We start from the raw sequence: 26,222 nt of genomic DNA on the forward strand, positions 1-26,222 counted from the left end.
TCAATCCTTGACCATCAGTCTGCGCGGCACGTTTGCGAAGCATTCGACGCCGCTTTCGGTGATGAGAATGCTTTCGGTCGTCTCGAAACCCATGTCGTCGAGCCAGAGGCCGGTCATGAAATGGAAGGTCATGCCGGGCTTCAGCTCCGTCCGGTCGCCCGGGCGCAGGCTCATGGTGCGCTCGCCCCAGTCCGGCGGATAGGACAGGCCGATGGGGTAACCGGTGCGGTTGTCCTTGACGATGCCGTATTTCTTCAGAACCGCGAAGAAAGCATTGGCGATGTCCTCGCAGCTATTGCCGGGCTTGGCGACGGCAAGACCGGCCTCCATGCCTTCGAGTGTCGCCTTCTCGGCGTCGAGAAAAGCCTGGGTCGGCTTGCCGAGGAAGACGGTGCGCGACAGCGGCAGGTGATAACGGTTGTAGCAGCCGGCAATCTCGAAGAAGGTGCCCTCGCCCTTCTTCAGCGGCCGGTCGTCCCAGGTCAGATGCGGCGCGGATGCTTCGACACCGGACGGCAGCAGCGGCACGATCGCCGGATAATCGCCGCCGATGCCATCGACGCCGCGGGTGCCGGCATCATAGATTTCCGCCACAAGATCGCATTTGCGCATGCCGACCTCGATCCTGTCGAAGATGCGCGCGTGCATGGCTTCGACGATCCGGGCGGCATTGCGCATATATTTTATTTCGGTCTCGCTCTTGACCGCGCGCTGCCAGTTGACCAGCGCGGTCGCGTCGACGAAGCGCGCATTCGGCAGGTGCTTCTGCAGCGCCGCGAAGGCAGCCGCCGAAAACCAGTAATTGTCCATCTCGACCCCGATCGTCAGCTTGCCGAAACCGCGCTCGGTCAGGATGCCGGAGAGATAGTCCATCGGGTGGCGCTCGGTCGACTGCACGTAGTGATCGGGATAGCCGACGATGTTGTCGTGCTTCAGATAGGCGGTGAACTTGGCGCCGTTGGCATCCTGGCCGCGACCGAACCAGATCGGTTCGCCCTGCGGCGGCACGATCACCGCCTGGTGCACGTAAAAGGACCAGCCGTCATAACCGGTCAGCCAGGCCATATTGGACGGATCGCTGACAATAAGCAGGTCGACGCCCTTCGCCTCCATGGCGCGCCGCGTCTTTTCCAGCCGCGCGGCATATTCGCCGAGCGAGAATTTGAGATTGGGCTGGGTCATGTTTCTTCCCTTCTCCGGCAAATGCCGGTCAGCTTTCGAATGGGGTCCCGGCATTCGCCGCGCCGGCGCGGGCAAAGGCGAGGGTGGCGATGGCGGTGTCTTGGATGCCGGTCCCGGTGAGGTCGGCGATGGTGATCTGGTCGTCGCTCGTCCGCCCCGGCACCCTGCCGGCGACGACCTGGCCGAGTTCGGCGAAGACCGCGTCGGCCGCGACCAGCCCGGCATCGATTGCGTGATGCAGCTCGCCGAGACGCCGCGTCTGCTTCAGGCTGTCGGCAACATAGAGGCCGGCGCCGGCGATGACCGCTGGATCGATCTCGTTCTTGTGCTCCGAATCCGAGCCCATGGCCGTCAGATGCTGCCCGGATTCCAGCCACCCGGCCTTAATGACGGGGCTTTCCGCGGGCGTGGTGGTGACGATGAGATCGACGCCGGAGATTGCCTTTCTCGGGTCCGACATCGCAGTGACGGGGAACCCGAGATTTCCGCTCAATTCCCCCGCGGCGGCTTCGGCCTTTGCGGCATCCCGCGCCCATATCCTCGCTTCGCGGATCGGCCGCACCAGCCTCAGCGCTTCAAGCTGCAGCCGCGCCTGCATGCCTGCCCCGAAGATGGCAGCCACCGACGCATTGTGCCGCGACAGATGTTTGGCAGCGACGGCACCGGCTGCCGCGGTGCGTATGTCGGTGAGATACCCATTGTCCAAGAGCAGGGCCTGCACCAGACCGGTCCGGCTCGACAGCAGCACCATCATGCCGTTGGTGCTCGGCAGGCCGATCTTCGGATTGTCGAAGAAACCGGGGCTGATCTTGATCGCGAAGCCGTCGACGCCGGGGACATAAGCGGTCTTCACATCGACCTCGCCGCGATAGTCCGGAATGTCGAGCCGCAGGATCGGCGGCATGGCCACCGCCTTGGTCGCGAGCGCTGCGAAAGCCTCTTCGATGCAGGCGACCGCATCGCGGTCGAGCCCGACGATCTCTCGCAGTTGCGCTTCCGTCAGAATGATCATCCGGCTCATCGGCCACCCTCCCGGAACATTGCCATCTCGCCGTTCATCACCCGGCGGTGCTGTTCCATGTCGACATTCCGCCCGGACAGGATCGCAACGACGGGACCGTTGGAGGCGATCTTTCCCGCAAGCAGCGCGGCGACGCCGACCGCGCCCGCTCCCTCCAGAATCTCGCGGTCACTGACATAAGCGTGGCGCATGCCGGCAGCGATTTCCGACTCCGTCAGTAGGATGACGTCGTCGAGAAGGGCGCGGCACATGGCGAACGTCACACGATTGTCAAGGCCGATGCCGCCGCCGAGCGAGTCGGCAAGACTTGGTACTTCCTCGATCTGCACCGGCCGGCCGGCATCGAGACTCGCCTTCATCGCCGCGCCCCGCTCCATCGTCAGGCCGACCACCTTCACCTTCGGATTGACGCCCTTGATCGCGGCGGCGACGCCTGCCGCCAGGCCACCGCCCGAGAGCGGCACCAGCACCGTGGCCGCTTCCGGCAAGGCGTCGATGATCTCGAGCCCCAGCGTCCCCTGCCCGGCCACCACAGCCGGATGGTCGAAGGGCGGCACCATCACCAGCCCCTCCTCTCGCACCAGCCGATCGACGGCCCGCTGCGCCTCGTCCTGTGATTGCCCGACGATGCGGATCTCGGCGCCGAGCCGGCGGATTTCCGCAACCTTGTTTTCCGGCACTAGCCGCGACATGCAGATCGTCGCGACGGCACCTTCAGCCTTTGCCGCATGGGCAAGCGCCCGGCCGTGATTTCCGGTCGAGGCGGCGACGACGCCGCGCGCACGTTCTGCCGGCGACAGCGCGAGCACTGCGTTGGTCGCCCCGCGCAGCTTGAAACTGCCGGTCGTCTGATGGTGTTCGAGCTTCAGCCAAACGGGAACGCCGGCAATGTCGCCAAGCGCTGCGGATTGCACCATCGGCGTTGCGAGAACCCGGCCGGCGATCCGCCGCGCCGCCGCGCGTATGTCCTCCAGCGAAACAGGCAAGGTGCTCACCATGATCTCAGCCCTCGCGATAGGGCTTGGCCATCAGCTGACCGAGTTCGGGCCGCGGCCGATCATCGCCGCAAAGCCTTAGGCAGGCCCAGGCGGTCGCGAGATTGCTGGTAACCACCGGCTTGCCGGTCTCTGCTTCAATGCGGACCGCGACCTCGGCGGCGCGCACGGCGGTGCAGGAGATGAACAGCGCATCCGATTGCGGCGCCAGCGCCTGGCGCGCTAGGGATGCGATCTCATCCGGCGCGATCCGCGCCATCTCGCGGTCGTCGCTCAGACCGAGGCAGGTGAAGCGATCGATCGTAAAACCGAGATCCGCGAAATAATCCGCCATCGGCCGGCTGGTCGCGATCGTATAGGGCGTCAGCACCGAAATCCGCTTGGCGCCGAGCGCCCGCAGGCCTCTTACCGCCGCCGCCGTCGGCGTTACGACGGCAGCACCCGGCTTGGACGCGTGGATGGCCGCTTCGATATTGCGGTCGCCGATGACCACCGAGGCTGAAGTGCAGGAATACATGACGGCATCGAGCGCCTCACCCGGCAGGATCAGCGCAGCACCTTCCGTCAGCGACGGCTGCATTTTCAGAAGATTCTCAGGTGTGACCGGATTGGCGTAACGGATGCGGCTGACATAGACGCCGATGCGGTCGCTGGCGACCATGCGCCGGAAATCGACTTCCGTCGTATGGTCCGTCGCCAGGATGATCAGGCCGATGCGCTTTTCGAGCGGCCGGTCGTCCAGTCGCGGCAGCCGGCCGGCGGGGATGATTTCGATCTTTGCTGTCATCTCAGTCATCCATCCTGGCGTAACGTTCCTCGAGCCAGCGCAAGCCCACGACCGAGATCAGGCTGATAATGAGGAAGAAGACCCCGACCAGCGTCATCGGCTCGATGTAGCGGTAATTGCTGTTGGCGATGCTCTTTGCCTGGTTCATCAGCTCGAGCACGGTGATTGCCGACAGCAGCGGCGTCTCCTTGAACATGGCGATGAAATAATTGGCGAGCGCCGGGATCATCGGCGGGATGGCCTGCGGCAGGACCACGTGGATCCAGGCCTGGCGCGTCGTCAGATTGGTGGCCTTGGCGGCCTCCCATTGCCCGCGCGGCACATTCTCGATGCCGGCGCGATAGACTTCGGCGGTATAGGTCGCATAATGAATGCCCATGCCGATGACGCCGGCGGTGAGCGGCGACAGCCGGATGCCGATATCCGGCAGCACGTAGAAGATGAAGTAGAGCTGCACCAGCAGCGGCGTGCCACGGATGAATTCCGAGACGAAACCGACCGTCCTGGAAATGGCGGCGACCGGGGACCGTCGCGCAATCGCCAGACCGAGGCCAACGACCATGGCGACGGCAGCGCCGAGGACAGTGGCAAGAATAGTGATCCTGAACCCTTCGAGCAGGGTCGGCATGATCTGCCAGACGAAGTCCCAATCCCATTCCATCCGATCAGGTCCTTATGCCGTCGAGGCTGCGGGCCATGCGCCGCTCGAGCCAGCGCATCGCCGCCGAAATCGCCAGGGCCATCAGGAAATAGAGAATGAGGATGGTCGCGAAGGGCACCAGCGTACTGCCGGTCTGCGCCCGCACCACCTGCGCCTGGAAGGTCATATCCGTCAGCGAGATCAGCGATACGACGGCCGTGCCCTTCAAGAGCTCGATCGCATTGTTGCAGAAGGTCGGCAGCATCAGCGGCAGCGCCTGCGGCAGGATGACGTGGCGCATGCGCTGGTACCGCGACAGATTGAGCGCAACACAGGCTTCCGACTGTTCGCGTCCGACGGCCTTGACGGCGCCGCGCACCACCTCCGCGCCATAGGCGCCGACGTTCAGCCCGAGCGCCAGGACGCCCGCCTGCAGTGGCGTCAGGGTCAAGCCGGCAAAAGGCAGCACGAAATAGACCCAGAAGAGTTGCACGAAGATCGAGGTGCCACGAAAGAATTCGATATAGGCGGTCGCCAGAGCCCGCACGGCAAAGAAGCGCGACAGGCGGCCGAGGCCCGCCAGGAAGGCCATGACCAGCGCCAGCGCCGAGCCCATGACCGTCAGCTGGAGCGTCACCAGGGCGCCCTCTAGGATCAGTGTCAGATAGCCGGACCATACCGCCATCGGCAACTCGCTTCTCTGGAGATCGTTTGAGGAGCACGCCGGCCATCCGCCCTGCCCATGGCCGGCGTGCTCACATCAGTTACTTGGCCGCGGCGCAGAGCTTGTCGCGGCTGGTCGACATCGCCGCCTTGGCCGAGAAGCCGTAGGGCTCGATGATCTTGGCGAATTCGCCCGATTCCTTCAGCTTCTTCAGCTCGACGTCGAAGGCATCGCGCAGTGCGACGTCTTGCTTGCGGAAGGCGGCGCCGTCGCAATACACCGGCGCATTGACGACGGGGGCGACGGTTTCGAGGTTGGGATCCTTCGCCTTGGCCATCAGGTCGTGGATCGACAGGACCGGCAGCGAATAGACGTCGATGCGGCCGTCCTGCAGCATCTTGATGCCGCTTTGCCCATCCGGAACGACGATGACGCGGTCGCGCGGCACGCCGGCCTCGAGCGCCAGCTTTTCCTCAGTGCCGCCGCCCGGCGCACCGATCTTGGCATCCGGATTGTCGGCGATATCCTTGTAGCTCGTCAGCTTCAGCGGATTGCCTTTCTTGAGGGCAAAGGCTTCGGCATCGCAGAGGATTGGTTCGGAATAGGCAACGGCGTTGCAACGTTCGGGTTTCATGAACAGGCCGGCGGTGATCGCGTCGTGGCGGCCCGCCTGCAGGCCGGGGATCATCGCGCCATATTCCGAGATCGAGGCGACCACTTCCTTGACACCGAGCTTTTCGAAGATCACACGCGCGACATCGGGAGCAGCGCCCGAAACCTTGCCGTCGGCACCGACGGCGGTGAATGGCGGCTCGTTGGCGATGGCGATGCGGGCAAAGCCCTGTTCTTTCAGCTGTTCGAGCTTTTCATCGGCGGCGGATGCCGGAGCTCCAGCCGTCACCAGAAGCACCGACAGGCTGACGGCGCTTAAAACATGTCCTGCTTTCATCGTTCCCAACTCCTCTGGCTTTCTCTTTGAGTTTTGTTGTCCGCGGGCAATGTCTGAGGTCAGACGCGGTGCCCCGCCGCGATGATCTTGCGCAGGAAGGTCTGCGTCCTCTCCTGCGTCGGATTGCGGAAGATGTCGCCGGGCTTGCCTTCCTCGACGATCCTGCCGCGATCGAAGAACAGCACGCGGTCGGCGAAATCATGGGCGAAACCCATCTCGTGGGTGACGAGAAGCATTGTCATGTCGGTCTCCGAAGCCAGCCGCCGCATGACGTTCAGCACTTCTTCGACCAGTTCCGGATCGAGCGCCGAGGTCACCTCGTCGAACAGCATGATCTTCGGCGACAGCGCTAAGGCCCGGGCGATGGCGACACGCTGCTTCTGCCCGCCGGAAAGCTGCGCCGGAACGCTTCTCGCCTTGTCGGCAAGACCGACCATCTCGAGAAGCTCCATCGCCCGCTTCTCGGCTTGCTGCCGCTTGATGCCCTTGGTCAGCATCGGCGCCAGCGTCACGTTGTCGAGGACGCATTTGTGCGGAAACAGGTTGAAGTGCTGGAAGACCATGCCGATCCTCTCGCGCATGCGATGCAGATGCCGCTCATCGGCCGGCACCAGTCCGCCACCATTCGGCATATGGTAGAGCTGTTCGCCGTCGACCTCGATATGGCCGCCGCTGATCGTCTCCAGCGTCATCAGAATGCGCAGGATCGTCGTCTTGCCGGAGCCGGACGGCCCGATCAGTGCCAGCTTCTCACCCGGCATGACATTCATCGACAGCCCGTCGAGCACGGTCAGCGGACCGTATTTCTTGACGATGTTGTCGATGCGGATGATGGGCTGAGGCATTCATGTCTCTCCTTGTTGAGACAAGCAATGTCCTAACGATGACGGCCCATCGAAATCATGTCAATTCGCAAAATAATATCATGACAATTATTCTGCGCCTGCTGGAGAATGCGGCGGCCACCTCAGATCGCGAGCAGCAGCTCTTCCGGATTTCCCTGCGCCAGCGAGGCGACGATCCCGAGTCCGGTTCGCAGCTCGCCCTCCGTCGTCGAACCGAGCGAGATACGCACTGCCGGCGTCCAGCCGTGATCGGCCGTGTGGAAGGATTTGCCCGGCGCGATCGCCACGCCGCGCAGCCGCGCCTGCGACACGAAGCCCTCCTCCGTATGGCTGCCGGAAAGCGGCAGCCATACATGCAGGCTTTGCGGATGCGCCCGGTGGCTGAGACCAGCCAGCATCTCCGCCGCGATTGCGTGGCGGTCGGCAAGGGCGCCGCGCTGCCAGTTGACCAGTTCCATCGCCGTGCCGTCACTGACCCAGCGGGTGGCGATCTCGGCCATGGCGGGCGTCGCCATCCAGCTGGAAACGAGATGCCGGTTGGCGACGGCGGCGACATAGCGGTCGGGGGCGACGAGGTAGCCGATCCTGAGACCGGGAACGGTGATCTTGGTGAAGCTGGTGACGTAGAGCGTCCGCTCCGGCGCGAACGCCGCCATTGGCGGCGCCCGGTCCTCGATCAGCGGACCGAGAATATCGTTTTCGATGATCGCAATGTCATGCTTGGCGGCGATAGTGGCGAGCGCCTGCCGGCGCTCGGCGCTCATCAGCGCCGCCATCGGATTGATCACCGAGGGCTGCAGGAAGATCGCCCGGATCGGCCCCGTGCGGCAGGCTTCATCCAGCGCTTCGGGGATCATGCCTTGCTCGTCGATTGCCAGCCCTTCGAGGTGTAGGCCGAGATAACCACAGAGCGGCACCAGCGTATGGTGGCTGACCGCCTCGGTCGCAATCGTCGAGCCGGGCGGCGCGACGCTCATCAGCGCCACCGTCATGCCCGAGGTCGCGCCATTCGTCACGCTGATGTTCAGCGGCGATGCGTCAAGCCCGCAACGCGCCAGCCATTCGGTGGCGACAGCGCGGTGACGGGGAAAGACCATGTTCGGCCGGAACGACAGGGCCGAGCTGGAGGGCAGGTTTTCCGAAAGCCAGCCGAAGGCCTGGCGCAGCCTTTCCAGATGGATCTGTTCGCAGACCGGCTTGAGGATCGACAGATCGATCACCTCGCCCAGCCGTTCCGGCAGATAAGGCGGCTCCGGCTCGCGCGGCCTGGTCTGGACGAAGCTGCCGCGGCCGATCTCGCCCGATATCAACCCGCGGCGGCTGAGCTCGTCATAAGCGCGGCTCACCGTCTGCACGGACAGATGCAACTCATCCGCCAGCTTGCGGTGCGGCGGCAATTGCGCCCCGTCGGAGAGCTTGCCGTCAGTGATCGCATTGGCGATCTGCTCGGCGAGCGAGAGGTAGGCCGGCCGGCGGAGTTGCGAGGGATCGGGGCGCCACTTTGTCATGATTTAACACTGCTAAAAATCAGTTCAATTGACAATGCAAAAATGCGCTCCCATTGTCTTTTCGCTGCGTTTGAAATGATTTCTTTCTAAAGAAAGCACCATGAAGCTCGACGCCATCGACCTGCGCATTCTCGACGCCGTCCAGCGGGACGGCCGCATCACCAAGCTGGCGCTGGCCGAAAAGGCCGGGCTGTCGCCGACGCCATGCTGGATGCGGCTGCGCAAGCTCGAAAAGGCAGGCGTGATCACCGGCTACCACGCCCGCATCGCTCCACGGCGCATCGCGCCGGTTGCCAGCGTCATGATGGAGGTGACGCTCGCCAATCATCGCCAGGCCGATTTCGAACGCTTCGAGCGCGCCGTCGCCGCAATCCCGGAGATCGTCGCCTGCTGGTCGGTCGGCGGCGGCGTCGATTATATCCTGAAAATTATCGCACCCGATATCGACGCCTATCAGCGGCTGGTCGACGGGCTTCTCGACCGCGAACTCGGCATTGACCGCTATTTCACCTACATCGTCACCAAGACGGTGAAGGAGGAAACAGTCCTTCCGGTCGCTTCCTTCACCGGATCCGACGAGGACCAGAGCGTGTCGTAGACAATCTCTCTGCCAGTCCGGATGGGAACTGCAGGCGTGTCCGTCGCCAAGTTACATCGCGACGAGAGATCCTATAATCTGCCGACGCTGCCTGAGCGTGGCGTAATCTGCAGCGAGGAACGCGGCACAGGATGATCGCTCAACAGTCTTCGGACCAGCCGCGCTTCCGCCGCATGTTGCTAGTGCTTAAGAATTTGACTGAGGAACAGCTTGGTGCGCTCATGCTGCGGATTGTCAAAGAATTCTTCTGGCGCCCCCTGCTCGACGATCTGGCCTGTGTTCATGAAGATCACCCGATCCGCAACGGCGCGGGCAAAGCCCATTCGTGGGTGACGCAAACCATGGTCATGCCGTCCTTGGCAAGACCGGTCATGGTTTCGAGCACCTCCGAGACCATTTCGGGATCCAGCGCCGAGGTCGGCTCGTCGAACAGCATGACTGCCGGCTGCATGCAGAGCGACCTGGCAATGGCGACGCGCTGCTGCTGGCCGCCCGACAGCTGGATCGGATATTTGTTGGCCTGTTCGGGGATGCGCACGCGCTCCAGAAATTTCAGCGCCGTCTTCTTCGCCTCGGCCGCCGGCACGCCCTTGATCCACATCGGCCCGACCATGCAGTTCATCAGCACCGTCATATGCGGGAAGAGGTTGAAGTGCTGGAACACCATGCCGACATTCTTCCGGACGTCGCCGACATTGCGCATCTTGTTGTGCAGGGTGATGCCGTTGACGGTGATCTCCCCCTCCTGATGCGCCTCCAGCCGGTTGAAGCAGCGGATCAGCGTTGACTTGCCGGATCCCGAAGGACCGCAGACGACGATCCGCTCGCCCTTGCTGACCGTAAGATTGATATCCTTCAGCACCTGAAAGGCGCCGTACCACTTCGAAACGTTTTTCGCTTCAATGATCTTGTCGCCGTTCATCGGACTTTGCTCCTGGCATAATGACGTTCAATACGCGCTTGGATAAGCTCAAGGCAGATCGACATGATCCAGTAGAGCATGGCGGCGGAAATCAGCATTTCCATGTGCTGGAAGGTCTTCTGGCCCAGCGTGCGGGCCAGGAACATGAGTTCCCAGACGCCGATGACGGAGACCAGCGAGCTGTCCTTCAGCATCGAGATGAACTGGTTGCCGGTCGGCGGAATGATGACGGGCAGCGCCTGCGGCAGGATGATCTTGCGCATGGTGATGCCGAAGCCGAAGCCGATCGAGCGTGAGGCCTCCCACTGGCCGCGATCGATGCTCTGAATGCCCGAACGGAAGATCTCGGTCATATAGGCGCCGTAGCAGAGCGAGAGCGCAAGAATACCGGCGGGCACTGCGTCGATGACGAAGCCCAGCTGCGGCAAGCCGAGATAGATCAGATAGACCTGCATCAACAGCGGAAGGCCACGGAAGAACGAGGTGTAGAAACTGGCAATCGCATAGGCGAAGCCGTTGGTCGAGAGCTTGGCGACAGCACCCAATATGGCAATTGCCGAGGCGATCACGATCGAGACCGCAGAGACGTAGATCGTCGTCACCAGGCCCTGGGTGATCATGAACGGCAGTTTTTCGGCGATGAACGGCAGGCTCAGATGGAATGTCGCAAAGAACGCCAAAAAGAGGCCGAGCAGTTCCAGCCAGACAATGGCGATCTGCACCCGCAGGGACGCAAAGCCGATCAGCACGACATTCAAAACGAACAGCAAGGCGATGACGAAAGCGATGGCGAAACGACCGTAAAAGCCGCTGGCAGCGGGATCGCCGATGACGGGACGCATCAATTCGCCCATCGTTGTACCGGTCATATTGAACATCAGGAAAAACGCCAGCGCCACGGCAAACAGCGTCGCGACGAACCACGGCTTATGGACGAGTACTTCGGATTCGACTGTATCGGGATAAAGCATTTCTTGCCCCTTGCGGCAAATCGACGGTCCGGCTGTCCGGACCGTCTGATTCTGGCGGCGGTTATTTTACGACCGTGTAGTCCACGCCGTACCATTTTACCGAAAGCTTGCTCAGCGTGCCGTCGGACTGCATGCCCTTCACGGCTTCGGCGATCTTGTCATTGAACGCCTTATCGCCGTGTTCGATGGCAACGGCGAGCGGCTCGTAGAAGACCGGGTCGCCGATCTGCTTGATCGGGTAACCGGCCTTGACGGCATCGAGAATGCTCGGCAGCGACGAGACGACGGCATCGAGACGGGTGCCGTCACCGAGTCTCAGATCATCGAAGGCGGTGGTCGAGTTGGCGTAGGACTTCACTTCCTTCGGCTTGAACTCGTACTTGAAGGCAGGCGCACCGGCGGCATCAAGCGTCAGATCGCCTTTCGCATAGGCTTCGAAGGTGGAGGTGGCCGTGGTCCCGACGACCTTGCCATCAAGATCGGAGAGCTTGGTCGCCTTGCTGTCCTTGTGCGCGGCAACCGCAGCCGGCGTGTAATAATAAACGGCCGGGAAGTCGAAGATCTCGGCACGCTTTTTGGTCGGCGTCATCGAACCGACATGCATGTCCCAGCGACCTGCCCAATTGCCGGCCGTGATGATGTCCCAGCCGGGGGTTACGAATTCGACCTTCACACCGAGACGCCTGCCGATATCCTTGGCAACGTCGATGTCGAAACCGTCAAGTTCGTTCTTGTCGTTCATGAAGGATTGCGGCGCCCAGTTGGCGTCGGTCGCAACCTTCAGATCCTTGGCCGCCATCACGCGGTCGAGCACGGCGCCGGCATTGGCCGGAACGGCAGCCAGCACAATAGCGAGTGACGCGGCGGCCGCAGTCATCTTGGTCAGTCTGTTCATGCGATAGTTCCCTTTATTGTCATTCTTGGTTTTGGCCCGGGCTCATTCCCGCACCGTCATGCAATCTTGCAGTCGAAGAGACATTTTCGTCTTCCGGCGATCGGAAGCAGCGGCAGACCGCTCGTTCCTTCAAACCGGGGAAGTCAGAACTCTCCTTTCTGGCGCATCTCGTCGCGAATGGAGCGGGCAACCCGGAAGGCTTCTACGCCGGCGGGAATGCCGCAATAGACTGCGATTTGCACGAGAGCTGCCCGCAATTCGTCGTCCGTCAGCCCGTTGCGAATGGCGCCGCGAAAGTGGATGGCGAATTCATGCATGCGGTTAAGCGCCGCCAGCATGCCGAGATTGAGAAGGCTACGCTGCTTGAGATCGAGCCCTTGGTCGGTCCAGGCCGCACCCCAGCAATATTCGTTGAGAACGTCCTGGAAAGGAGCGGAAAAGCTGTCGGCATTGTTCATCGCCCGGTCAACATAGTCGTCGCCGAGAACTTTGCGCCTGACGGCCTCGCCGCTCTTTCTGAGCATCTCATCCATGGTTCGTCTCCTCATGGGTCAGGAAGCCGCGCATCAAATTCGCAACCGTTTCCGGCGCCTCGATCAGGATGGAGTGGCGCAATCCGGGCAGGATGCTGAGCGTCGAGCCCGGGATGCGCTCGTGCATGTAGCGGGCCATGCGTGGATTGGATCCGGCATCCTCCTCGCCCGTTGCAATCAGCGTCGGGCAGCGGATCTGGTCGAGGAAGCCGCCGAAATCCGTCTCCGCCAGCACCCGGTAGGCGGCGGCGTAACAGTCCGGATCATTCTCCGCATCGCGCTCACGAAGCCGCGCGATCACCGCGGGGTTGTTCTCCTGAAATTCTTCGGTCAGCCAGCGCGACAGCGAGGCGTTGTGGTGGTCGGCAGGCGTCCCTGCCTGCAGTGCCGCCAGTCGCTCCAGCACTCGCGTCCGTTCCTCCGGTGTGCGGCCGGCGACCGTCGACAGCAGCATCAGCTTGCGCAGCCGATCGAGGTGGGTCAGCGCCAGACGCTGGGCGATCAGGCCGCCGAGCGAGAAGCCGGCGAGATTGAAGGTCTGGAACCCAGCCTTGTCGGCCAGCGCCAGCGCCTCGTCGACGAAATCGTCGATCTCATAGCGGCCCTTGATCCGGCTCGAATGGCCATGGCCGCGCAGATCGAAGGTCAGGACCGTGAACTGGTCCTTGAGACGTTGAACGACACCCGACCAGGCTTCGAGATAGGATCCGACGCCGTGGATGCAGACGAGCGGATCGCCGCTGCCGTCGATGCGGTAGTTGAGCGTCACGTCTCCGACGGTATGGCGCTGTGCCTCTCCCATGATCAGTTCGCCGCTGCCTTGCGCTTCTGTTCCTTCTCTTGCTCGCGCGCCGCGAAAAAGGGCATGATTTCCCTGATGAACAGCTCCAGCGTCCGCTTCTGCAGTTCGAAAGGCAGATTGAAGGTCAGGCCGAGGCAATATTGATCGACGCCGGCGGCTTCGAACACCAGCAGCTTCTCGATCGCCTCGTCGGGCGTACCGAACATCAGGTTCTTGCGGATATTGTCCGGATTGTAGTTGTCCTTGCCCTTCACAGCCTCGTAGGGCACGGCTTCGGGGAAACCTTCGCGCACCGTGCCGATATTCTGCATCAGGTTTTCGAAAGCACGGCCGTAATCCATGCTGTGCTTGACGGCGGTCTCCCAGCCATCCGGCTTGTCGTAGACGCAGGTGCGGCGCTGCATCATGAAGCGCGGACGCGGGACCTCAGGATGATCGGCAACCGCCTTGTGAAACTTGTCGGAGAGAACCTGGATCTCGGCTGCCGGCGCCGAAAGCGGCGTCGAGAGGATGCTGGCGCCGTTGGCGATCGCCCAGTCGAAGGTGCCGGGATCGCGCGCCGCAACCCAAATCGGCGGATGCGGCCGTTGCAGCGGCTTCGGCACGGAGGTGGCAGTCGGGAAATTCCAGTAGTGACCATCATGGGCATAATCGCCGGCCCAGAGCTTTTTCACCGCCGGCACGATCTCCTTCATGTAGGCGACGCCTTCCTGCTGAGGCATGCCGCCTGCCATCCGATCGAACTCGTACTGGTAAGAACCACGGGCGATCCCGAATTCCAGGCGGCCGTTCGTGAGATGGTCGCAGAGCGCCGATTCCCCGGCCAGCCGGATCGGGCTCCAGTAGGGCGCCACCAGAGTCGAGGTGCCGAGGCGGATCTGCTGCGTATGCTGCGCCAGCCACACCAGCGTCTGGAACGGGTTCGGCGAAATCGTGCATTCGATCGTGTGATGTTCGGCGGTCCACAGGGTCTCGAAGCCACCCTCGTCAGCCATCCGTGCCAGGTGAAGGAGGTTGTTCATGGCCGTCGACATCGAAACATCGGGCGAGAAGCGCTCCATGGTCAGCGATACTGCGAATTTCATCTGCTAGCCTCCCGTTCGGGCTGTATTTTCTTCTGTGCCGTCACTTCAGACGGATGACGAAGGGGTCCTGCATTATCCCGGAATAATCGATGATGACGTTCTTCAACCGCGAGAACTCGTGCATCACCTCGAAGCCGCCACGCCGGCCGTAACCGCTCTCCTTGAAGCCGCCATTGGCGGACATGAAGGAGGCCGAGCGGTAGGTATTGACCCAGACGGTGCCCGCCTCGATCTGGTTGGCGAAGCGCAGCGCTCGGTCGATATCCTTGGTCCAGATGCCGGAGGCGAGGCCGTAATGGCTATCGTTGGCGACAGCGATCATCTCCGCCTCATCGCGGAACGGCATGACGCCGACGACAGGGCCGAAGATCTCGTCGCGCATGAAGCCCATATCGTTCTGCGCATCGACCATCACCGTCGGCTCGTAGTACCAGCCGCCGCTCGCCAGACCTTCCTTCTGCGGGCGGCGTCCGCCAGCGGCGATCCTGGCGCCTTCCTTGACGCCGGAGGCGACATAGCCCTCGACCTTCTGCAATTGGTCGGAAAGCGCCAGCGGGCCGATATCGGTATCGTCAGCGGTCGGCAGGCCGACGCGGATGCGGCCCGTGCGGGCGACCAGCGCATCGATGAACTTGTCGTAGATGCCGGCCTCGACGAAGCAGCGCGAACCGGCAACGCAGGTCTGTCCGGCCGCGGCGAAGACGCCCGAGACGACCCCGTTGACCGCATGCTCGATTTCGACGTCGCCGAACACAACATGCGGCGACTTTCCGCCGAGCTCCATCGAGCAGGGCACGAGGTTCGCCGCCGCGTTGCCGGCGATGCGGCGGCCGGTGGCGGTGCTGCCTGTGAAGACATATTTCGAAACGCCGGGATGGCGGGTCAGTGTCTCACCGGCACTCTTGCCGGTGCCGGTGACGACATTGACGACCCCCGCGGGGAAGCCTGCCTCGTGAATGAGTTCGGCCAGCGCCAGCGTCGAGGCGGTGGCATGCTCCGACGGCTTGATGACGACGGTATTGCCGATCGCCAGGCAGGGGGCCAGCGTGCCGGTGAGCAGCATCAGCGGCGAATTCCAGGGCGTGATCATCCCGATGACGCCGAGCGGTTCGCGCAGATTGAAGTTCAGCGTGTCCATCCGGTTGATCGGGATCGTGTCGCCCTGCAGCTTATCGGCCATGCCGGCGAAATAGTGATAGCTGTCCGGCATCGAACGCATCTGCGCCCGGGTTTCCTTGAGAAGCTTGCCATTGTCGCGCGTTTCGATTTCGGCGAGCGTGTCGGCATTGGCCCGCACCAGTTCGGCGAGGCGGCGGACAAGCGCGCCGCGATCGGTCTGCGTCATCCGCCGCCAGGCGGAATTGCGGAAGGCGGCGTTCGCGGCGGCAACGGCAGCGTCGACATCATCGGCATCGGCTTCGGCCAGATCATACCAGCGCTTGCCGGTGGTCGGGTCGTAGCTGGCAATGTAGTTGCCGGCCTTCGGCGCCACGAATTCGCCGTTGATGAACAGGCCCTGTCGCGAACCTTCGATGGAGCTGACTGTCGTCTTCATCTCACTGTCCTTGGTCTTGGGAGGCTTGGAGCCAGGCACGGGCTTCGCCGTCGATCATCGCGACGCGGCCGCCATCGTCGGAATCCATGTAGATGCCGAAGCGGCCCGCCTGCCGCTCGCGCACATAGCGGCGCAACATGGAGCGCAGTTCATGGGTGGCGATCGCCTCATAGGGCAGATCGTCGATGCCGAAGAAGCGGAGATCGGCAGGCAGGTTGACCTCTTCCCCCTCGCCTGCCAACCGGGCGCGATAGACGAGATAGCCGGGATCGCTGTCGGCAACGTCGAAGACGGAATAGAGGAAGGTCTCTTCCGGTACGAGGCGCAGCGCATCGCCGCCCTCGACCACCAGCTGGCTGTCGGCCTTGCGGCGGCGTGCCGATGGCAGCACCCAGCCGCCCCTCCCGTCCGAGCGCAGCAGCAGGCCGTCGCCGGCCTCGATCAAGTAGCCGATGATCATCCCGTGCGAGGCAAGCCAGCCCGCCGGCAGCGGATCCTTGACGCTGGCGTAACGGCCGCGGCAGAAGCCGAGCGGCGCGGTCGGGCTGGTGCCGAAGGCGCGGACCTGGCCGATGAGAACCGTATGGTCGCCGGCATCGACGGCGCTGTAGCTGGTGCAGTCGAACCATGTCAGACTGTCGGTCAGAACCGGCGCGCCGGTATGGATGTGATCGTGGGTGACCGACTGGAACTTGTCTGGAGACTTCGAGGCGAATGTGCCTGAGATATCGACCTGACCTTCATGAAGGATATTGACCGCAAAGCAGCCGGCATTGGTGAAGGCCCGATAGCTGGAGGCCGCCTTCGCGACGCAGACGAGAAGCAGCGGCGGATCGAGCGACACTGAGGTAAACGAATTCGCGGTCATGCCGCGCGGGGTCCCGTCCTCGTCGCGCGTGGTGATGACGGTCACGCCCGTCACGAAGGTTCCGAAGGCCCGGCGCAGTGCGATCGGGTCGATCGGGGCATCCGTCCTTGCCGCTGTCTCCACCATGCCTTCGAGCCTCCTCTGCTTGTTGAAAGAAGGCTATCGCTGCCGCTTCGGCCGTTCTTCCCTGGCTTCGTAGGATGGGGTGGAAAACTTCTGCCTCGATCCAGAGGAGACAAAACGGTGCGAGGGGGCAGAGCCTCGAGCGAGCGTATAAAAGGGGTGGAGAACTATCTTTGGGCGGTCGAGCGATTGTCGATTACGCCGTGCAGACGGATTGCCAATTCGACGGCAAAGCGCTTTTCTGGAGTCTCGACATCGACGCCGAAAAGCTCCTGAATGCGCGAGAGCCGGTAACGCAGCGTCGTAACATGCAGGCCCATCGTATCGGCGCAGGCCTGGCTGCGGCACCCCTCCTGCAGATAGGTGGAGAGCGTTTCCATATAGGGCGTCCCGTTTTCGCGATCGTGCTCGGCGATAGCCCCGACACTTTCCTGGACAAAACTACGCACGTCGCCGGCTTCCGAGGCCGCAACCAACATCGGAAGCGGCCCAAAGTCCTGAGCTGAAATAGCACCGGTCAATCCAAAGGAACGGCCGATGCGGATCATGCGGCCGCACCGCTCCCAAGCCGCCGGGTAGTCGGATAGCGTATCACAGCGGTTGCTTGAGACGACAACGGGCGCCTCGCCGAAATAGCGGCCGAGTTCCTCGGCGATGCGGCGGGTGAGCTTGGCCGTGCGCTCCTGACGCTTGCTCGTGTCATAGGGCATGAGGCAAACGACACCGCCGTCGATCGCGATCAGGTTCGCCTGCACCGAGGCCTGTTGCATAATGCGCGTCAGCGTGTGTTCGACATCGACGGACGCCCCGCCGAAGGCCTTTGTCTTATCGGGGAAATCGACGACGATCATTTGCTGCGGGACGGCGAAGCTCAATCCGAGCCGCTGAGCCCGTTGCGCGACATCGCGGGCGTCCCGCCACCGGGCCTCGACGATTTCGAAGAACAGCTCGGTCTGCGTCCGGGTTTCAAAACGGAACCGGATGAAGCTGCGCATCATCTGGACGCTCAGCGCGAATTTGGCGCTGTCAAGCATCAGTAAGTCGAGATCACTGAATTCCCGGGAGGTCGGGAAGATGATCAGCGCTCCGACCAGCTGATTGTCGACCATCAGCGCCTCGATGCGAGCGGAGATCCGGCAACGTTGTGTGCCGTCGTCGAGAAAAAGGTTGGCCGCATTCGTCGTGCCGTGTTCGATCGCATCACGCGCCGCCTTCATCAGCGACCGGGCGAGCGTCGTGGAAGCGGCTTCCGGCCAGGAGGTCTCGTCATATAGCGCGTTCGGCGGGCGCCCGGCGATCACCTGATTGGCGGTGAAGTCGATCACCACCGTCGGGTTCGGCAGCATCATTCCGACCATCGCCGAAAGCGGTGCGACCGAGCCGTCGCTTAGCACATGCTCGAGCAGCGACGTATGCGCTTTCAGGGCTCGCTCGAGCCGCTGCGCCGACTGCTTCTCGGCTTCAAGCCGGTGTTCGCGCTCCACGGCGATTGCGCCCAGATGGATGATGGTGCCGAGGAAGGCAAGATCGTCCTCCGACACTTTGGTGATCTGCCGGGCGATGACGCTGAGGACCATCGGCCGGCCTTCCGCATCCTTGCAGTTCATGGGCAAGACCAAGACTGTGCGGTAGTCGCGATCGAAGGCTTCCGCCCGATAGCCGGGAAACTCGGCGGACTCGCGCGCATCGGGGATATAGACGGGCTCGTTTCGCTGCAGCGCGATTAAAGACGGGCTTGTCGCCAGTTCCCATTTGTCCGGCAGCTGACGTTCTATCAGTGTCGGATCGTAGCGTACGATGACATAGGCGTAACCATGCGCGGCATCGATGCTCATGATCGATCCCAACGCCCAGTCGGCATGACGGCAGGCGGCGGCAATCAGTTGCTGCAGAACGGCCTGGAGATCGCCGCCGCTGTTGATCTGACTGGCGACGTCTCGCAGCGACAGTACACGGGACTTCTGATCCAATCGTTTCGCCTCGTTGACATCCGTCAGCGATTATGCGCGCCCCCAGCGGACAAAGCTACTTGCTTTCATAGGAAACAATCGATCTGTCTTCCGGCGAAAAATAGGACGTCATACCCGGCAATCTTGAGCATCGCCGTTGCGCCGCCGCCGATTTCCGCAAAGGCATTGTCTGGCACAGCAAGTCTGGGGACTGGTGTCCTGCTTCCTTTCGCAGGATCTTTCCGCAAGCTCTTCCTTCGGACATAGGAAGAAATTTTCCGCCGCCGCTGTAGCCTAGCGCAAGTTTTCATTTTCAGCGGTTTTTCACATGACTCTCGGCATCAGAAAATTCACCACCTTCCTGGAAGAGACCCTCGTCGAAGGCGGCAGGGCCGCGTCACGCCCCGTCAATATCGTCGTGGTCTCAGCCGTGATCCAAAATCCCTGGGCCGGCCGCGGCTTTGTCGAAGATCTCAGGCCAGAGATCATCCGCATTGCCGGGGAGCTCAGCCACGAAATGACCGGTCGGCTGTTGCGCCAGATAGGCCCCGAGCAGATAGAGGCTTGTGGGAAAGCGGCGGCGGTCGGAATCAATGGCGAAATCGAGCATGCCTCGGCAATGATCCACACGCTGCGTTTCGGCAATCCTTTCCGCGAAGCGATCGGCGGCACGAACTATCTCGAATTTGCCAACACGCGCAATGCACCGGGGGCTCTCCTTTGCTTGCCGATGATGCACAAGAACGAAAACGGCAAGCGATCGCATTTTCTGACTGCCAATTTCCAGATTGCCGATGCGCCTGGTCCCGACGAGATCATAGTGGCGATCGGCGCTTCGGATAGCGGCCGCGCCCATGCGCGCATCGCCGACCGCTTCCAGGATATCGCAGAGATGGAAGCGAAAAAGGCCGTGACCTTCTCGGGCATTTGACGAGCGCAGGTGCTGATCTTGGCGGGAGGTGGGATGAAGCTCGACGCCATCGACCTGCGCATTCTCGACGCCGTCCAGCGCGACGGCCGCATCACCAAGCTGGCGCTGGCCGAAAAGGCCGGGCTGTCGCCGACGCCATGCTGGATGCGGCTGCGCAAGCTCGAAAAGGCAGGCGTGATCACCGGCTACCACGCCCGCATCGCTCCACGGCGCATCGCGCCGGTTGCCAGCGTCATGATGGAGGTGACGCTCGCCAATCATCGCCAGGCCGATTTCGAGCGCTTCGAACGCGCCGTTGCCGCAATCCCGGAGATCGTCGCCTGCTGGTCGGTCGGCGGCGGTGTCGATTACATCCTGAAGATCATGACGGCCGATATCGACGCCTATCAGCGGCTGGTCGACGGGCTTCTCGACCGCGAACTCGGCATCGACCGCTACTTCACCTACATCGTCACCAAAACGGTGAAGGAGGAAACAGTGCTTCCGGTCGCTTCCTTCACCGCATCCGGCGAGGACCGGAGCGCGTCGTAGACAATCTCTCTATCCCGCGGCCGTGCTTTAGACCATTTCTCTCTTTTCGCCATCGCCAAAAGACAATCTCTGGTCCGCTCCTGTGGAACACTTTACGTCACCGCCACGAGGAGACTGGACATGACTGCCGTTTTTGCCCGCCCCGCCTACCATGATGCGCTGTCGCGACTTTCCGACCGCCATCTCCTGCGCGATCTCGCCTATGTCGGCGGCCGCTGGATCGCCGGCAAAACCGGCGAAAGTTTCGAGGTTACCGATCCGGCCTCCTCGGCGACGCTGGCGTGGGTTGCAAGCCTTGGCACCGACGAGACAGAGGCGGCGATCGATGCCGCGTCAGAGGCTTTTGCCGCCTGGCGTGCCATGCTGCCGCAGAACCGGGCGGCGATCCTGCGGAAGTGGCACGAACTGATGCTCGCGGCCAAGGAGGATCTGGCGCTGATCATGACGCTCGAGCAGGGCAAGCCGCTTTCGGAATCGCGCGGCGAAATCGACTATGCCGCCTCCTTCCTCGAATGGTATGCCGAAGAGGGCAAGCGGCTGAACGCCGAAGGCGTCACCAGCCATCTGCCGGACGCGGAAATGATCGTCCGGCGCGAGGCGCTCGGCGTTGTCGGCATCGTCACGCCCTGGAATTTTCCCTCCGCCATGGTCACGCGCAAGGCTGCCGCAGCCCTTGCAGCCGGCTGCACGGTCGTCGCCCACCCCTCCTCCGAGACACCGCTTTCAGCGCTTGCCCTGGCCGAACTGGCCGAACGGGCCGGCATTCCTGCCGGTGTCTTCAATGTCGTTACCGGCCAAGCCGCGCCGATTGTGGGCGCTCTCTGTGACGACATCCGGGTACGTGCTTTGAGCTTTACCGGTTCGACAAGCATCGGCAAGCTTATTGTCAGCCAATGCGCCCCCACCCTGAAGCGGCTGGTGATGGAACTCGGCGGCCACGCGCCGCTGATCGTCTTCGACGACGCCGACGTCGACAAGGCGGTCGAGATCGCCATCGACGCCAAGTTCGCCACATCCGGCCAGGATTGCCTTGCCGCCAACCGCATCTTTGTTCAGCGACCGATCGCCGATGCCTTCGCCAAGGCCTTTGCCGCCCGCATCGCCGCGCTGAAGGTCGGCGCCGGGCTTGAGAATGGAAGCGAGATCGGGCCGCTGATGCATGAGCGCGCCGTCGTCAAGGTCGAGGAACAGGTCGCCGACGCGCTGGCGCGCGGCGCCCGGCTCGTCACCGGCGGCAGCCGCCACACGGCCGGCCGGCTGTTTTACGAGCCGACGCTTTTGACGGATGTGCCGGCAAATGCGCTGATCATGCGCGAAGAAACATTTGGGCCTGTGGCGGCACTGACCACCTTCGACACCGAAGACGAGGTCGTTGCCCGCGCCAATGATAGCGAATACGGCCTTGTCGCCTATATCGTCACCGAGAACGGCGCCCGGCAGATGCGCCTCGGGCGGGCGCTGGAATATGGCATGGTGGCGATCAACCGCGTGAAGATCACCGGCGGCCCCATTCCCTTCGGCGGCTGGAAGCAGTCCGGCCTCGGCCGCGAGGGCTCACGCCACGGGCTCGAAGCCTTCACCGAGCTCAAATATCTCTGCATCGACACGGCGGCTTGATCCGCTGCACTTTAAGAAGAGGATAGAACATGCTCGACAAAAGCAACGAACTCACCGCCTGGGACCGCGATCACTTCTTCCATCCCTCGACCCACATGGGCATGCATGCGCGCGGCGAGACGCCGACCCGCGTTGTCGCCGGCGGCGAAGGCGTCTACATCACCGATACGACGGGACGTAAAAGCCTCGACGCCTTTGCCGGGCTCTATTGCGTCAATGTCGGCTACGGCCGTCAGGAGATTGCCGACGCCATCGCCGAACAGGCGAAGAATCTCGCCTATTATCACGCCTATGTCGGCCACGGCACGGAAGCCTCGATTGCGCTTTCGAAGATGATCATCGATCGTGCGCCTGCTGGCATGAGCCGCGTCTATTTCGGTCTTGCGGGCTCGGACGCCAACGAGACCAACATCAAGCTCATCTGGTACTACAACAACATCCTCGGCCGGCCGGAGAAGAAGAAGATCATCTCGCGCTGGCGTGGTTATCACGGCTCCGGCGTCATGACCGGCAGCCTCACCGGCCTGGCGCTCTTCCACAATGCCTTCGACCTGCCACGCGCGCCGATCCTTCATACCGAAGCACCCTATTATTTCCGCCGGCCCGACCGTTCGATGAGCGAGGAGCAGTTCTCGCAATATTGCGCCGACCGGCTGGAAGAGATGATCCTCGCCGAAGGTCCCGAGACGATCGCTGCCTTCATCGGCGAACCGATCCTCGGCACCGGCGGCATCGTGCCGCCGCCGCAAGGCTATTGGCAGAAGATCCAGGCGGTGCTCGACAAATACGACATCCTGCTCGTCGCCGACGAGGTCGTCACCGGCTTCGGCCGTCTCGGCACGATGTTCGGCTCGGATCATTACGGCATGAAGCCGGATCTGATCACCATCGCCAAGGGCCTGACCTCGGCCTATGCTCCCCTCTCCGGCAGCATCGTTTCGGAGAAGATGTGGCAGGTGCTGGTGCGGGGTTCCGATGAATTGGGAGCGATCGGCCACGGCTGGACCTATTCCGCCCACCCGATCTGTGCTGCCGCCGGAATTGCCAATCTCGAACTGATCGATGAACTCGGCATCGTCGAGAATGCCGGCGCGACCGGCGCCTATTTCCGCTCGGAACTGGCAAAAGCGGTGGGCAGCCATCGCAACGTCGGCGACGTCCGTGGCGACGGCCTGATGGCGGCAATCGAATTCGTCGAAGATAAGGACGACCGAAAACTCTTCGATGCCGGTCGCAAGATCGGCCCGCAGGTCGCAGCCGCCCTTCTCGAACGCGGCGTCATCGGCCGCGCCATGCCGCAGGGCGACATTCTCGGCTTCGCCCCGCCGCTCTGCCTGACGCGCGAGGAGGCCGACATCGTGGTGAAGGCCGCAGCGGACGCGATCGAAACGGTTTTCAAGAGCATCTGAGGAGAACGGCCGGCATGACGATCCCGGAAAAGATGGCCGCCGTATTGCTGACCGGCCACGGCGGATTGGACAAGCTCGTCTATGACAGGGAGGTGTCCGTCCCAACGCCGGCGGAGGGCGAGGTGCTGATCCGCGTCACCGCCTGCGGCATGAACAATACCGATGTCTGGGTGCGCCAGGGCGCCTACGGCACCGAGGACGATCCCTCCGCCGTCTCCAGCTGGCGCCGGCAAGGCAACACGCTGACCTTTCCGCGCATCCAGGGCACCGATACGGTCGGTCACATCGTCGGCGTCGGTGCCGGGATCGACCCAAAACGCATCGGCCAACGCGTCATGGTCGACTTCTCGACCTACAACCGCGACGACGACAGCCTCGCCGACATCGACTACATGGGCCATGGCCGCGACGGCGGCTACGCCGAATATATGGCGCTGCCCGCCGAAAACGCCCATGTCGTCGCAACCGATCTGACCGATGTCGAACTCGCTACCTTCTGCTGCGCCTATCTGACCGGTGAGCGCATGCTGGAGCGGGCGCGGCTTGCCGCCGGCGAGCGCGTCCTCGTGACCGGCGCCTCGGGCGGCGTAGGCTCGGCCATCATCCAGCTTGCGCGTGCCCGCGGCGCCATCCCGATCGCCGTCGCCGGTCCCGGCAAGGAGGCGGCGATGCTTGAGATCGGCGCCGAAGCTGTGGTGACCCGCGGCAAGGGTGATCTGGTCGAAGCCGTCCATTCGGCAAGCCGTGGCCAGCCGATCGATGTCGTCGCCGATCTCGTCGGCGGGCCGCTGTTCAATGACCTCCTGAAGATCCTGCGCCCCGAAGGCCGCTATACCACCGCCGGCGCCATCGCCGGCCCGGTCGTCCAGCTCGACCTCAGGATCATGTATCTGAAGCAGCTGGAGCTGCACGGCTCGAGCCAGGGAAGCCGCGCCGATTTCCGCCGGCTCGTCGGTTATATCGAAAGCCGGAAAATTCGCCCCCTCGTCGGTGGCGTCTACCCGCTATCGGAATTCCACCGCGCCCAGACCGATTTCATGGCGAAGAACTTCGTCGGCAAACTGGTCGTGGTTCCCGACCAGAGATAGCGGCGCAGGCGAACCTTATCGGCTTTGCGGCGTTTCACGGCCATGGACACGGGCAAAACGACATACCTCACCGCTACCGAACTGGGGCGAATTCGGCGCGCCGCCGGCATAGCCCGTCTGATGGATACGGCGGTTCGATTGCCGGTCGTTGGCGTGCGGATCGGCGCGGATTCGGTCCTCGGTCTCATCCCGGCCGTCGGCGACATTGCCGGATCACTGATCGGGCTTTTCATCATCGACGAGGCAAGGCGGCTCGGCCTTCCCACCCAGAAACTCGCCCGCATGGCGGTCAATCTCGGCGTCGATGCCGCCTGCGGCACCGTTCCCCTGATCGGCGATATTTTCGATGTCTATTTCAAGTCTCACCGCCGCAACGTCGGCATCATTCTCGACCACTTCGGCGTGAGCGAGGACGAGTTGAACCGGCACATCTGACGAAGTCGAGCAATCTGCAGAAGCGGCGCTGAACCGGAGCGTCTTTGGCTAAAGCTCGGTCAAAGCACCCGCAGTTTTCACGGCGTGATCGAGGACGAATTGCAGCTTGGCGGCATGGCCGAAACCCGGCTCGTCCGGCAGCCCCTTTTGCACGGCGTTTGCAAATCGCTGGAAGTTCGTGAGGACCGGTTTGACGTCGATCGTGCGCCAGATCGCCTTGTCGGCATCGGCGCCTTCACAGACCCTGAGAGTCGAGCCTTCAGGCGTGTGCACCACCTCCAGCGCGCCCTTGTCCCCGTGCAGACGCAGGCGCAATTCGTTGAGATGGCCGGTCGCCCAGCGCGTCGCATGGATGACGCCGGCCGCACCGTTTTCGAGTTCGGCCATCATCAGGAAGCTGTCATTGGCGTCGAGCTCATACTCGCCGATCCGGTTCCCGGGGCTCTTGTCGAACACCTTGAGATGCGATGCCGCCGCCTTGACGTCGCTTCCGGCGGCAAAGACCGCGAAGTCGAGGATGTGAATACCGACATCGCCCAGCACGCCGTTTGAGCCGTGCTTCGTCGACAGCCGCCAGAGCCATTGCGATTCCTTGGTCCAGTCGCCCCAGGCCTTCGAGACCAGCCAGCTCTGCAGGTAGGAAGCTTCGAAATGGCGGATGGCGCCGAGACGCCCGTCCAGCACCATTTTTCGCGCGGCTTGCAGCGGCGCGACATTGCGATAGGTCAGGTTCACCATCGTGACCTTGCCGGACGCGGCGGCGGCATCGGCCATCTCTTTGGCTTCGCGATGGTTGACCGCCAGCGGCTTCTCGCAGAGCACATGCTTGCCGGCGCCAAGCAACTTCATCGTCGTGGAATAATGCGCGCGATCCGGCGTGACATTAGTGACGGCGTCAAACTCTCCCCAGGCAATGGCGTCATCGAGCGACGTGAACGTCAGCGGGATAGCATGCCTGAGCGCGAAGGCCCGCAGCCGGACCTCGTCCGTATCGACGGCGGCAACAAGTTTGACGCCGGCGATTTCCGAAAAATGCATGGCATGGGTATTTGCCCATCCTCCGGTACCGAGAATGATCAAGCGCATTCTTTTATCCTCATGGTTATCCATCAAAGCGTGAGCGGCCGCGAGATCATCGCGGCGTCTTGCGCGGCCGAGCGAGGCCGCTCGCGCCCACGGCGTCTCATCTCTTAGCGGTAACCGGCTTCGCCGGCCTGGTGCAGTTTCGGGCCGCGTTCGACGATCGGCTCCAGCGCCTTTTCTACCGGCACATTTGGGGCGTCGGTAATACCAGTCAACGCGCCTTGCGGGTTAAAGGC

Annotated in this window: 25 protein-coding genes and 2 pseudogenes; 7 read left to right on the forward strand and 20 right to left on the reverse strand. The window is 62.7% G+C overall.

Annotated features, from left to right (window positions below; translation table 11 throughout):
- The 9 genes from doeA to ATY75_RS21055 form a co-directional block, all read right to left on the reverse strand.
- On the reverse strand, positions 1-1,182 hold the full coding sequence (doeA, locus tag ATY75_RS21015) for an ectoine hydrolase DoeA (protein WP_088939036.1): 1,182 nt from the start codon (positions 1,180-1,182) through the stop codon (positions 1-3).
- Positions 1,183-1,210: 28 nt separating this feature from the next.
- Positions 1,211-2,203, reverse strand: coding sequence for an ectoine utilization protein EutC (gene eutC, locus ATY75_RS21020; protein WP_088939037.1), 993 nt, complete (start codon positions 2,201-2,203; stop codon positions 1,211-1,213).
- The gene (gene eutB, locus ATY75_RS21025) at positions 2,200-3,201 is read right to left on the reverse strand and encodes a hydroxyectoine utilization dehydratase EutB (protein WP_088939038.1); all 1,002 of its coding nucleotides are present in this window, start codon (positions 3,199-3,201) and stop codon (positions 2,200-2,202) included. Before eutB ends, eutC begins: the two co-directional genes overlap by 4 nt.
- 4 nt (positions 3,202-3,205) lie before the next feature.
- Positions 3,206-3,985, reverse strand: coding sequence for an ectoine utilization protein EutA (eutA, locus tag ATY75_RS21030; protein ID WP_088939039.1), 780 nt, complete (start codon positions 3,983-3,985; stop codon positions 3,206-3,208).
- Between the two features lies 1 nt (position 3,986).
- Positions 3,987-4,646, reverse strand: coding sequence for an ectoine/hydroxyectoine ABC transporter permease subunit EhuD (gene ehuD / locus ATY75_RS21035; RefSeq protein ID WP_088939040.1), 660 nt, complete (start codon positions 4,644-4,646; stop codon positions 3,987-3,989).
- A 4-nt stretch (positions 4,647-4,650) separates the two neighbouring features.
- Positions 4,651-5,310 (reverse strand): ectoine/hydroxyectoine ABC transporter permease subunit EhuC, encoded by a 660-nt coding sequence (gene ehuC, locus ATY75_RS21040; RefSeq protein ID WP_088939041.1) that lies wholly within the window; start codon positions 5,308-5,310, stop codon positions 4,651-4,653.
- Between the two features lie 79 nt (positions 5,311-5,389).
- Entirely contained in the window at positions 5,390-6,238 is an 849-nt protein-coding gene (ehuB, locus tag ATY75_RS21045) for an ectoine/hydroxyectoine ABC transporter substrate-binding protein EhuB (RefSeq protein ID WP_088939042.1), read from the reverse strand.
- Positions 6,239-6,297: 59 nt separating this feature from the next.
- The gene (gene ehuA / locus ATY75_RS21050; RefSeq protein WP_088939043.1) at positions 6,298-7,083 is read right to left on the reverse strand and encodes an ectoine/hydroxyectoine ABC transporter ATP-binding protein EhuA; all 786 of its coding nucleotides are present in this window, start codon (positions 7,081-7,083) and stop codon (positions 6,298-6,300) included.
- 122 nt (positions 7,084-7,205) lie between these two features.
- Entirely contained in the window at positions 7,206-8,591 is a 1,386-nt protein-coding gene (locus ATY75_RS21055) for a PLP-dependent aminotransferase family protein (RefSeq protein WP_088939044.1), read from the reverse strand.
- 100 nt (positions 8,592-8,691) lie between these two features.
- On the opposite strand from ATY75_RS21055, the gene ATY75_RS21060 reads away from it, so the two are divergent.
- Positions 8,692-9,189 (forward strand): Lrp/AsnC family transcriptional regulator, encoded by a 498-nt coding sequence (locus ATY75_RS21060; protein ID WP_088939045.1) that lies wholly within the window; start codon positions 8,692-8,694, stop codon positions 9,187-9,189.
- A 179-nt stretch (positions 9,190-9,368) separates the two neighbouring features.
- Here ATY75_RS21060 and ATY75_RS21065 read toward each other — a convergent pair.
- The 9 genes and pseudogenes from ATY75_RS21065 to ATY75_RS21105 all read right to left on the reverse strand — a co-directional run bounded on the left by ATY75_RS21065 (position 9,369) and on the right by ATY75_RS21105 (position 18,913).
- Positions 9,369-10,111: pseudogene (locus ATY75_RS21065) on the reverse strand (amino acid ABC transporter ATP-binding protein).
- The gene (locus ATY75_RS21070) at positions 10,108-11,082 is read right to left on the reverse strand and encodes an amino acid ABC transporter permease (RefSeq protein ID WP_088939046.1); all 975 of its coding nucleotides are present in this window, start codon (positions 11,080-11,082) and stop codon (positions 10,108-10,110) included. The pseudogene ATY75_RS21065 and the gene ATY75_RS21070 overlap by 4 nt, the downstream one beginning before the upstream one ends.
- Before the next feature lie 61 nt (positions 11,083-11,143).
- Positions 11,144-11,977: a transporter substrate-binding domain-containing protein gene (locus ATY75_RS21075; RefSeq protein WP_088939047.1), complete on the reverse strand. Its 834-nt coding sequence runs from the start codon at positions 11,975-11,977 to the stop codon at positions 11,144-11,146.
- 143 nt (positions 11,978-12,120) lie between these two features.
- On the reverse strand, positions 12,121-12,510 hold the full coding sequence (locus ATY75_RS21080; protein ID WP_088939048.1) for a carboxymuconolactone decarboxylase family protein: 390 nt from the start codon (positions 12,508-12,510) through the stop codon (positions 12,121-12,123).
- Positions 12,503-13,312, reverse strand: coding sequence for an alpha/beta fold hydrolase (locus ATY75_RS21085; protein WP_088939049.1), 810 nt, complete (start codon positions 13,310-13,312; stop codon positions 12,503-12,505). Before ATY75_RS21085 ends, ATY75_RS21080 begins: the two co-directional genes overlap by 8 nt.
- A gap of 2 nt (positions 13,313-13,314) precedes the next feature.
- Complete coding sequence (locus ATY75_RS21090; protein WP_088939050.1) at positions 13,315-14,397, reverse strand: LLM class flavin-dependent oxidoreductase; 1,083 nt, start codon at positions 14,395-14,397, stop codon at positions 13,315-13,317.
- Positions 14,398-14,437: 40 nt separating this feature from the next.
- Positions 14,438-15,952: an aldehyde dehydrogenase gene (locus tag ATY75_RS21095; RefSeq protein WP_088939051.1), complete on the reverse strand. Its 1,515-nt coding sequence runs from the start codon at positions 15,950-15,952 to the stop codon at positions 14,438-14,440.
- 1 nt (position 15,953) lies between these two features.
- Positions 15,954-16,946 carry a flavin reductase gene (locus ATY75_RS21100; protein WP_088939052.1) on the reverse strand — a complete coding sequence of 331 codons (993 nt, stop codon included), beginning with the start codon at positions 16,944-16,946 and terminating at the stop codon, positions 15,954-15,956.
- 164 nt (positions 16,947-17,110) lie between these two features.
- Positions 17,111-18,913 (reverse strand): helix-turn-helix domain-containing protein, encoded by a 1,803-nt coding sequence (locus ATY75_RS21105; RefSeq protein WP_088939053.1) that lies wholly within the window; start codon positions 18,911-18,913, stop codon positions 17,111-17,113.
- 307 nt (positions 18,914-19,220) lie between these two features.
- Between ATY75_RS21105 and ATY75_RS21110 the strand changes: the two genes are divergently transcribed.
- The 6 genes from ATY75_RS21110 (at position 19,221) to ATY75_RS21135 (ending at position 24,903) form a co-directional block, all read left to right on the forward strand.
- Positions 19,221-19,823: an amino acid synthesis family protein gene (locus tag ATY75_RS21110; protein WP_088939054.1), complete on the forward strand. Its 603-nt coding sequence runs from the start codon at positions 19,221-19,223 to the stop codon at positions 19,821-19,823.
- A 33-nt stretch (positions 19,824-19,856) separates the two neighbouring features.
- Complete coding sequence (locus tag ATY75_RS21115; protein WP_088939055.1) at positions 19,857-20,354, forward strand: Lrp/AsnC family transcriptional regulator; 498 nt, start codon at positions 19,857-19,859, stop codon at positions 20,352-20,354.
- A gap of 120 nt (positions 20,355-20,474) precedes the next feature.
- On the forward strand, positions 20,475-21,971 hold the full coding sequence (locus ATY75_RS21120) for an NAD-dependent succinate-semialdehyde dehydrogenase (protein WP_088939056.1): 1,497 nt from the start codon (positions 20,475-20,477) through the stop codon (positions 21,969-21,971).
- Positions 21,972-22,000: 29 nt separating this feature from the next.
- The gene (locus tag ATY75_RS21125) at positions 22,001-23,380 is read left to right on the forward strand and encodes an aspartate aminotransferase family protein (protein ID WP_088939057.1); all 1,380 of its coding nucleotides are present in this window, start codon (positions 22,001-22,003) and stop codon (positions 23,378-23,380) included.
- A gap of 14 nt (positions 23,381-23,394) precedes the next feature.
- On the forward strand, positions 23,395-24,468 hold the full coding sequence (locus ATY75_RS21130) for an alcohol dehydrogenase family protein (RefSeq protein WP_088939058.1): 1,074 nt from the start codon (positions 23,395-23,397) through the stop codon (positions 24,466-24,468).
- Positions 24,469-24,510: 42 nt separating this feature from the next.
- The gene (locus ATY75_RS21135) at positions 24,511-24,903 is read left to right on the forward strand and encodes a DUF4112 domain-containing protein (RefSeq protein ID WP_088939059.1); all 393 of its coding nucleotides are present in this window, start codon (positions 24,511-24,513) and stop codon (positions 24,901-24,903) included.
- 48 nt (positions 24,904-24,951) lie between these two features.
- Here ATY75_RS21135 and ATY75_RS21140 read toward each other — a convergent pair whose 3' ends face one another.
- Complete coding sequence (locus ATY75_RS21140) at positions 24,952-25,989, reverse strand: Gfo/Idh/MocA family oxidoreductase (RefSeq protein ID WP_088939060.1); 1,038 nt, start codon at positions 25,987-25,989, stop codon at positions 24,952-24,954.
- Positions 25,990-26,093: 104 nt separating this feature from the next.
- Positions 26,094-26,222: pseudogene (locus ATY75_RS34070) on the reverse strand (trehalose utilization protein ThuA); the annotation flags it as partial.

The organism is Rhizobium sp. N122 (assembly GCF_002211295.1).
Taxonomy (GTDB): domain Bacteria; phylum Pseudomonadota; class Alphaproteobacteria; order Rhizobiales; family Rhizobiaceae; genus Rhizobium.

Coding starts and splice junctions, on each gene's coding strand:
- ATY75_RS21090 (WP_088939050.1), bottom strand. CDS start 14,397: ATGAAATTCGCAGTATCGCTGACCATGGAGCGCTTCTCGCCCGATGTT.
- ATY75_RS21080 (WP_088939048.1), bottom strand. CDS start 12,510: ATGGATGAGATGCTCAGAAAGAGCGGCGAGGCCGTCAGGCGCAAAGTT.
- ATY75_RS21100 (WP_088939052.1), bottom strand. CDS start 16,946: ATGGTGGAGACAGCGGCAAGGACGGATGCCCCGATCGACCCGATCGCA.
- ATY75_RS21120 (WP_088939056.1), top strand. CDS start 20,475: ATGACTGCCGTTTTTGCCCGCCCCGCCTACCATGATGCGCTGTCGCGA.
- ATY75_RS21075 (WP_088939047.1), bottom strand. CDS start 11,977: ATGAACAGACTGACCAAGATGACTGCGGCCGCCGCGTCACTCGCTATT.
- ehuA (WP_088939043.1), bottom strand. CDS start 7,083: ATGCCTCAGCCCATCATCCGCATCGACAACATCGTCAAGAAATACGGT.
- doeA (WP_088939036.1), bottom strand. CDS start 1,182: ATGACCCAGCCCAATCTCAAATTCTCGCTCGGCGAATATGCCGCGCGG.
- ehuB (WP_088939042.1), bottom strand. CDS start 6,238: ATGAAAGCAGGACATGTTTTAAGCGCCGTCAGCCTGTCGGTGCTTCTG.
- eutA (WP_088939039.1), bottom strand. CDS start 3,985: ATGACAGCAAAGATCGAAATCATCCCCGCCGGCCGGCTGCCGCGACTG.
- ATY75_RS21125 (WP_088939057.1), top strand. CDS start 22,001: ATGCTCGACAAAAGCAACGAACTCACCGCCTGGGACCGCGATCACTTC.
- ATY75_RS21060 (WP_088939045.1), top strand. CDS start 8,692: ATGAAGCTCGACGCCATCGACCTGCGCATTCTCGACGCCGTCCAGCGG.
- ATY75_RS21110 (WP_088939054.1), top strand. CDS start 19,221: ATGACTCTCGGCATCAGAAAATTCACCACCTTCCTGGAAGAGACCCTC.
- eutC (WP_088939037.1), bottom strand. CDS start 2,203: ATGAGCCGGATGATCATTCTGACGGAAGCGCAACTGCGAGAGATCGTC.
- ATY75_RS21095 (WP_088939051.1), bottom strand. CDS start 15,952: ATGAAGACGACAGTCAGCTCCATCGAAGGTTCGCGACAGGGCCTGTTC.
- ATY75_RS21140 (WP_088939060.1), bottom strand. CDS start 25,989: ATGCGCTTGATCATTCTCGGTACCGGAGGATGGGCAAATACCCATGCC.
- ATY75_RS21130 (WP_088939058.1), top strand. CDS start 23,395: ATGACGATCCCGGAAAAGATGGCCGCCGTATTGCTGACCGGCCACGGC.
- ATY75_RS21085 (WP_088939049.1), bottom strand. CDS start 13,312: ATGGGAGAGGCACAGCGCCATACCGTCGGAGACGTGACGCTCAACTAC.
- ehuC (WP_088939041.1), bottom strand. CDS start 5,310: ATGGCGGTATGGTCCGGCTATCTGACACTGATCCTAGAGGGCGCCCTG.
- ATY75_RS21070 (WP_088939046.1), bottom strand. CDS start 11,082: ATGCTTTATCCCGATACAGTCGAATCCGAAGTACTCGTCCATAAGCCG.
- ehuD (WP_088939040.1), bottom strand. CDS start 4,646: ATGGAATGGGATTGGGACTTCGTCTGGCAGATCATGCCGACCCTGCTC.
- ATY75_RS21055 (WP_088939044.1), bottom strand. CDS start 8,591: ATGACAAAGTGGCGCCCCGATCCCTCGCAACTCCGCCGGCCGGCCTAC.
- ATY75_RS21115 (WP_088939055.1), top strand. CDS start 19,857: ATGAAGCTCGACGCCATCGACCTGCGCATTCTCGACGCCGTCCAGCGC.
- ATY75_RS21135 (WP_088939059.1), top strand. CDS start 24,511: ATGGACACGGGCAAAACGACATACCTCACCGCTACCGAACTGGGGCGA.
- eutB (WP_088939038.1), bottom strand. CDS start 3,201: ATGGTGAGCACCTTGCCTGTTTCGCTGGAGGACATACGCGCGGCGGCG.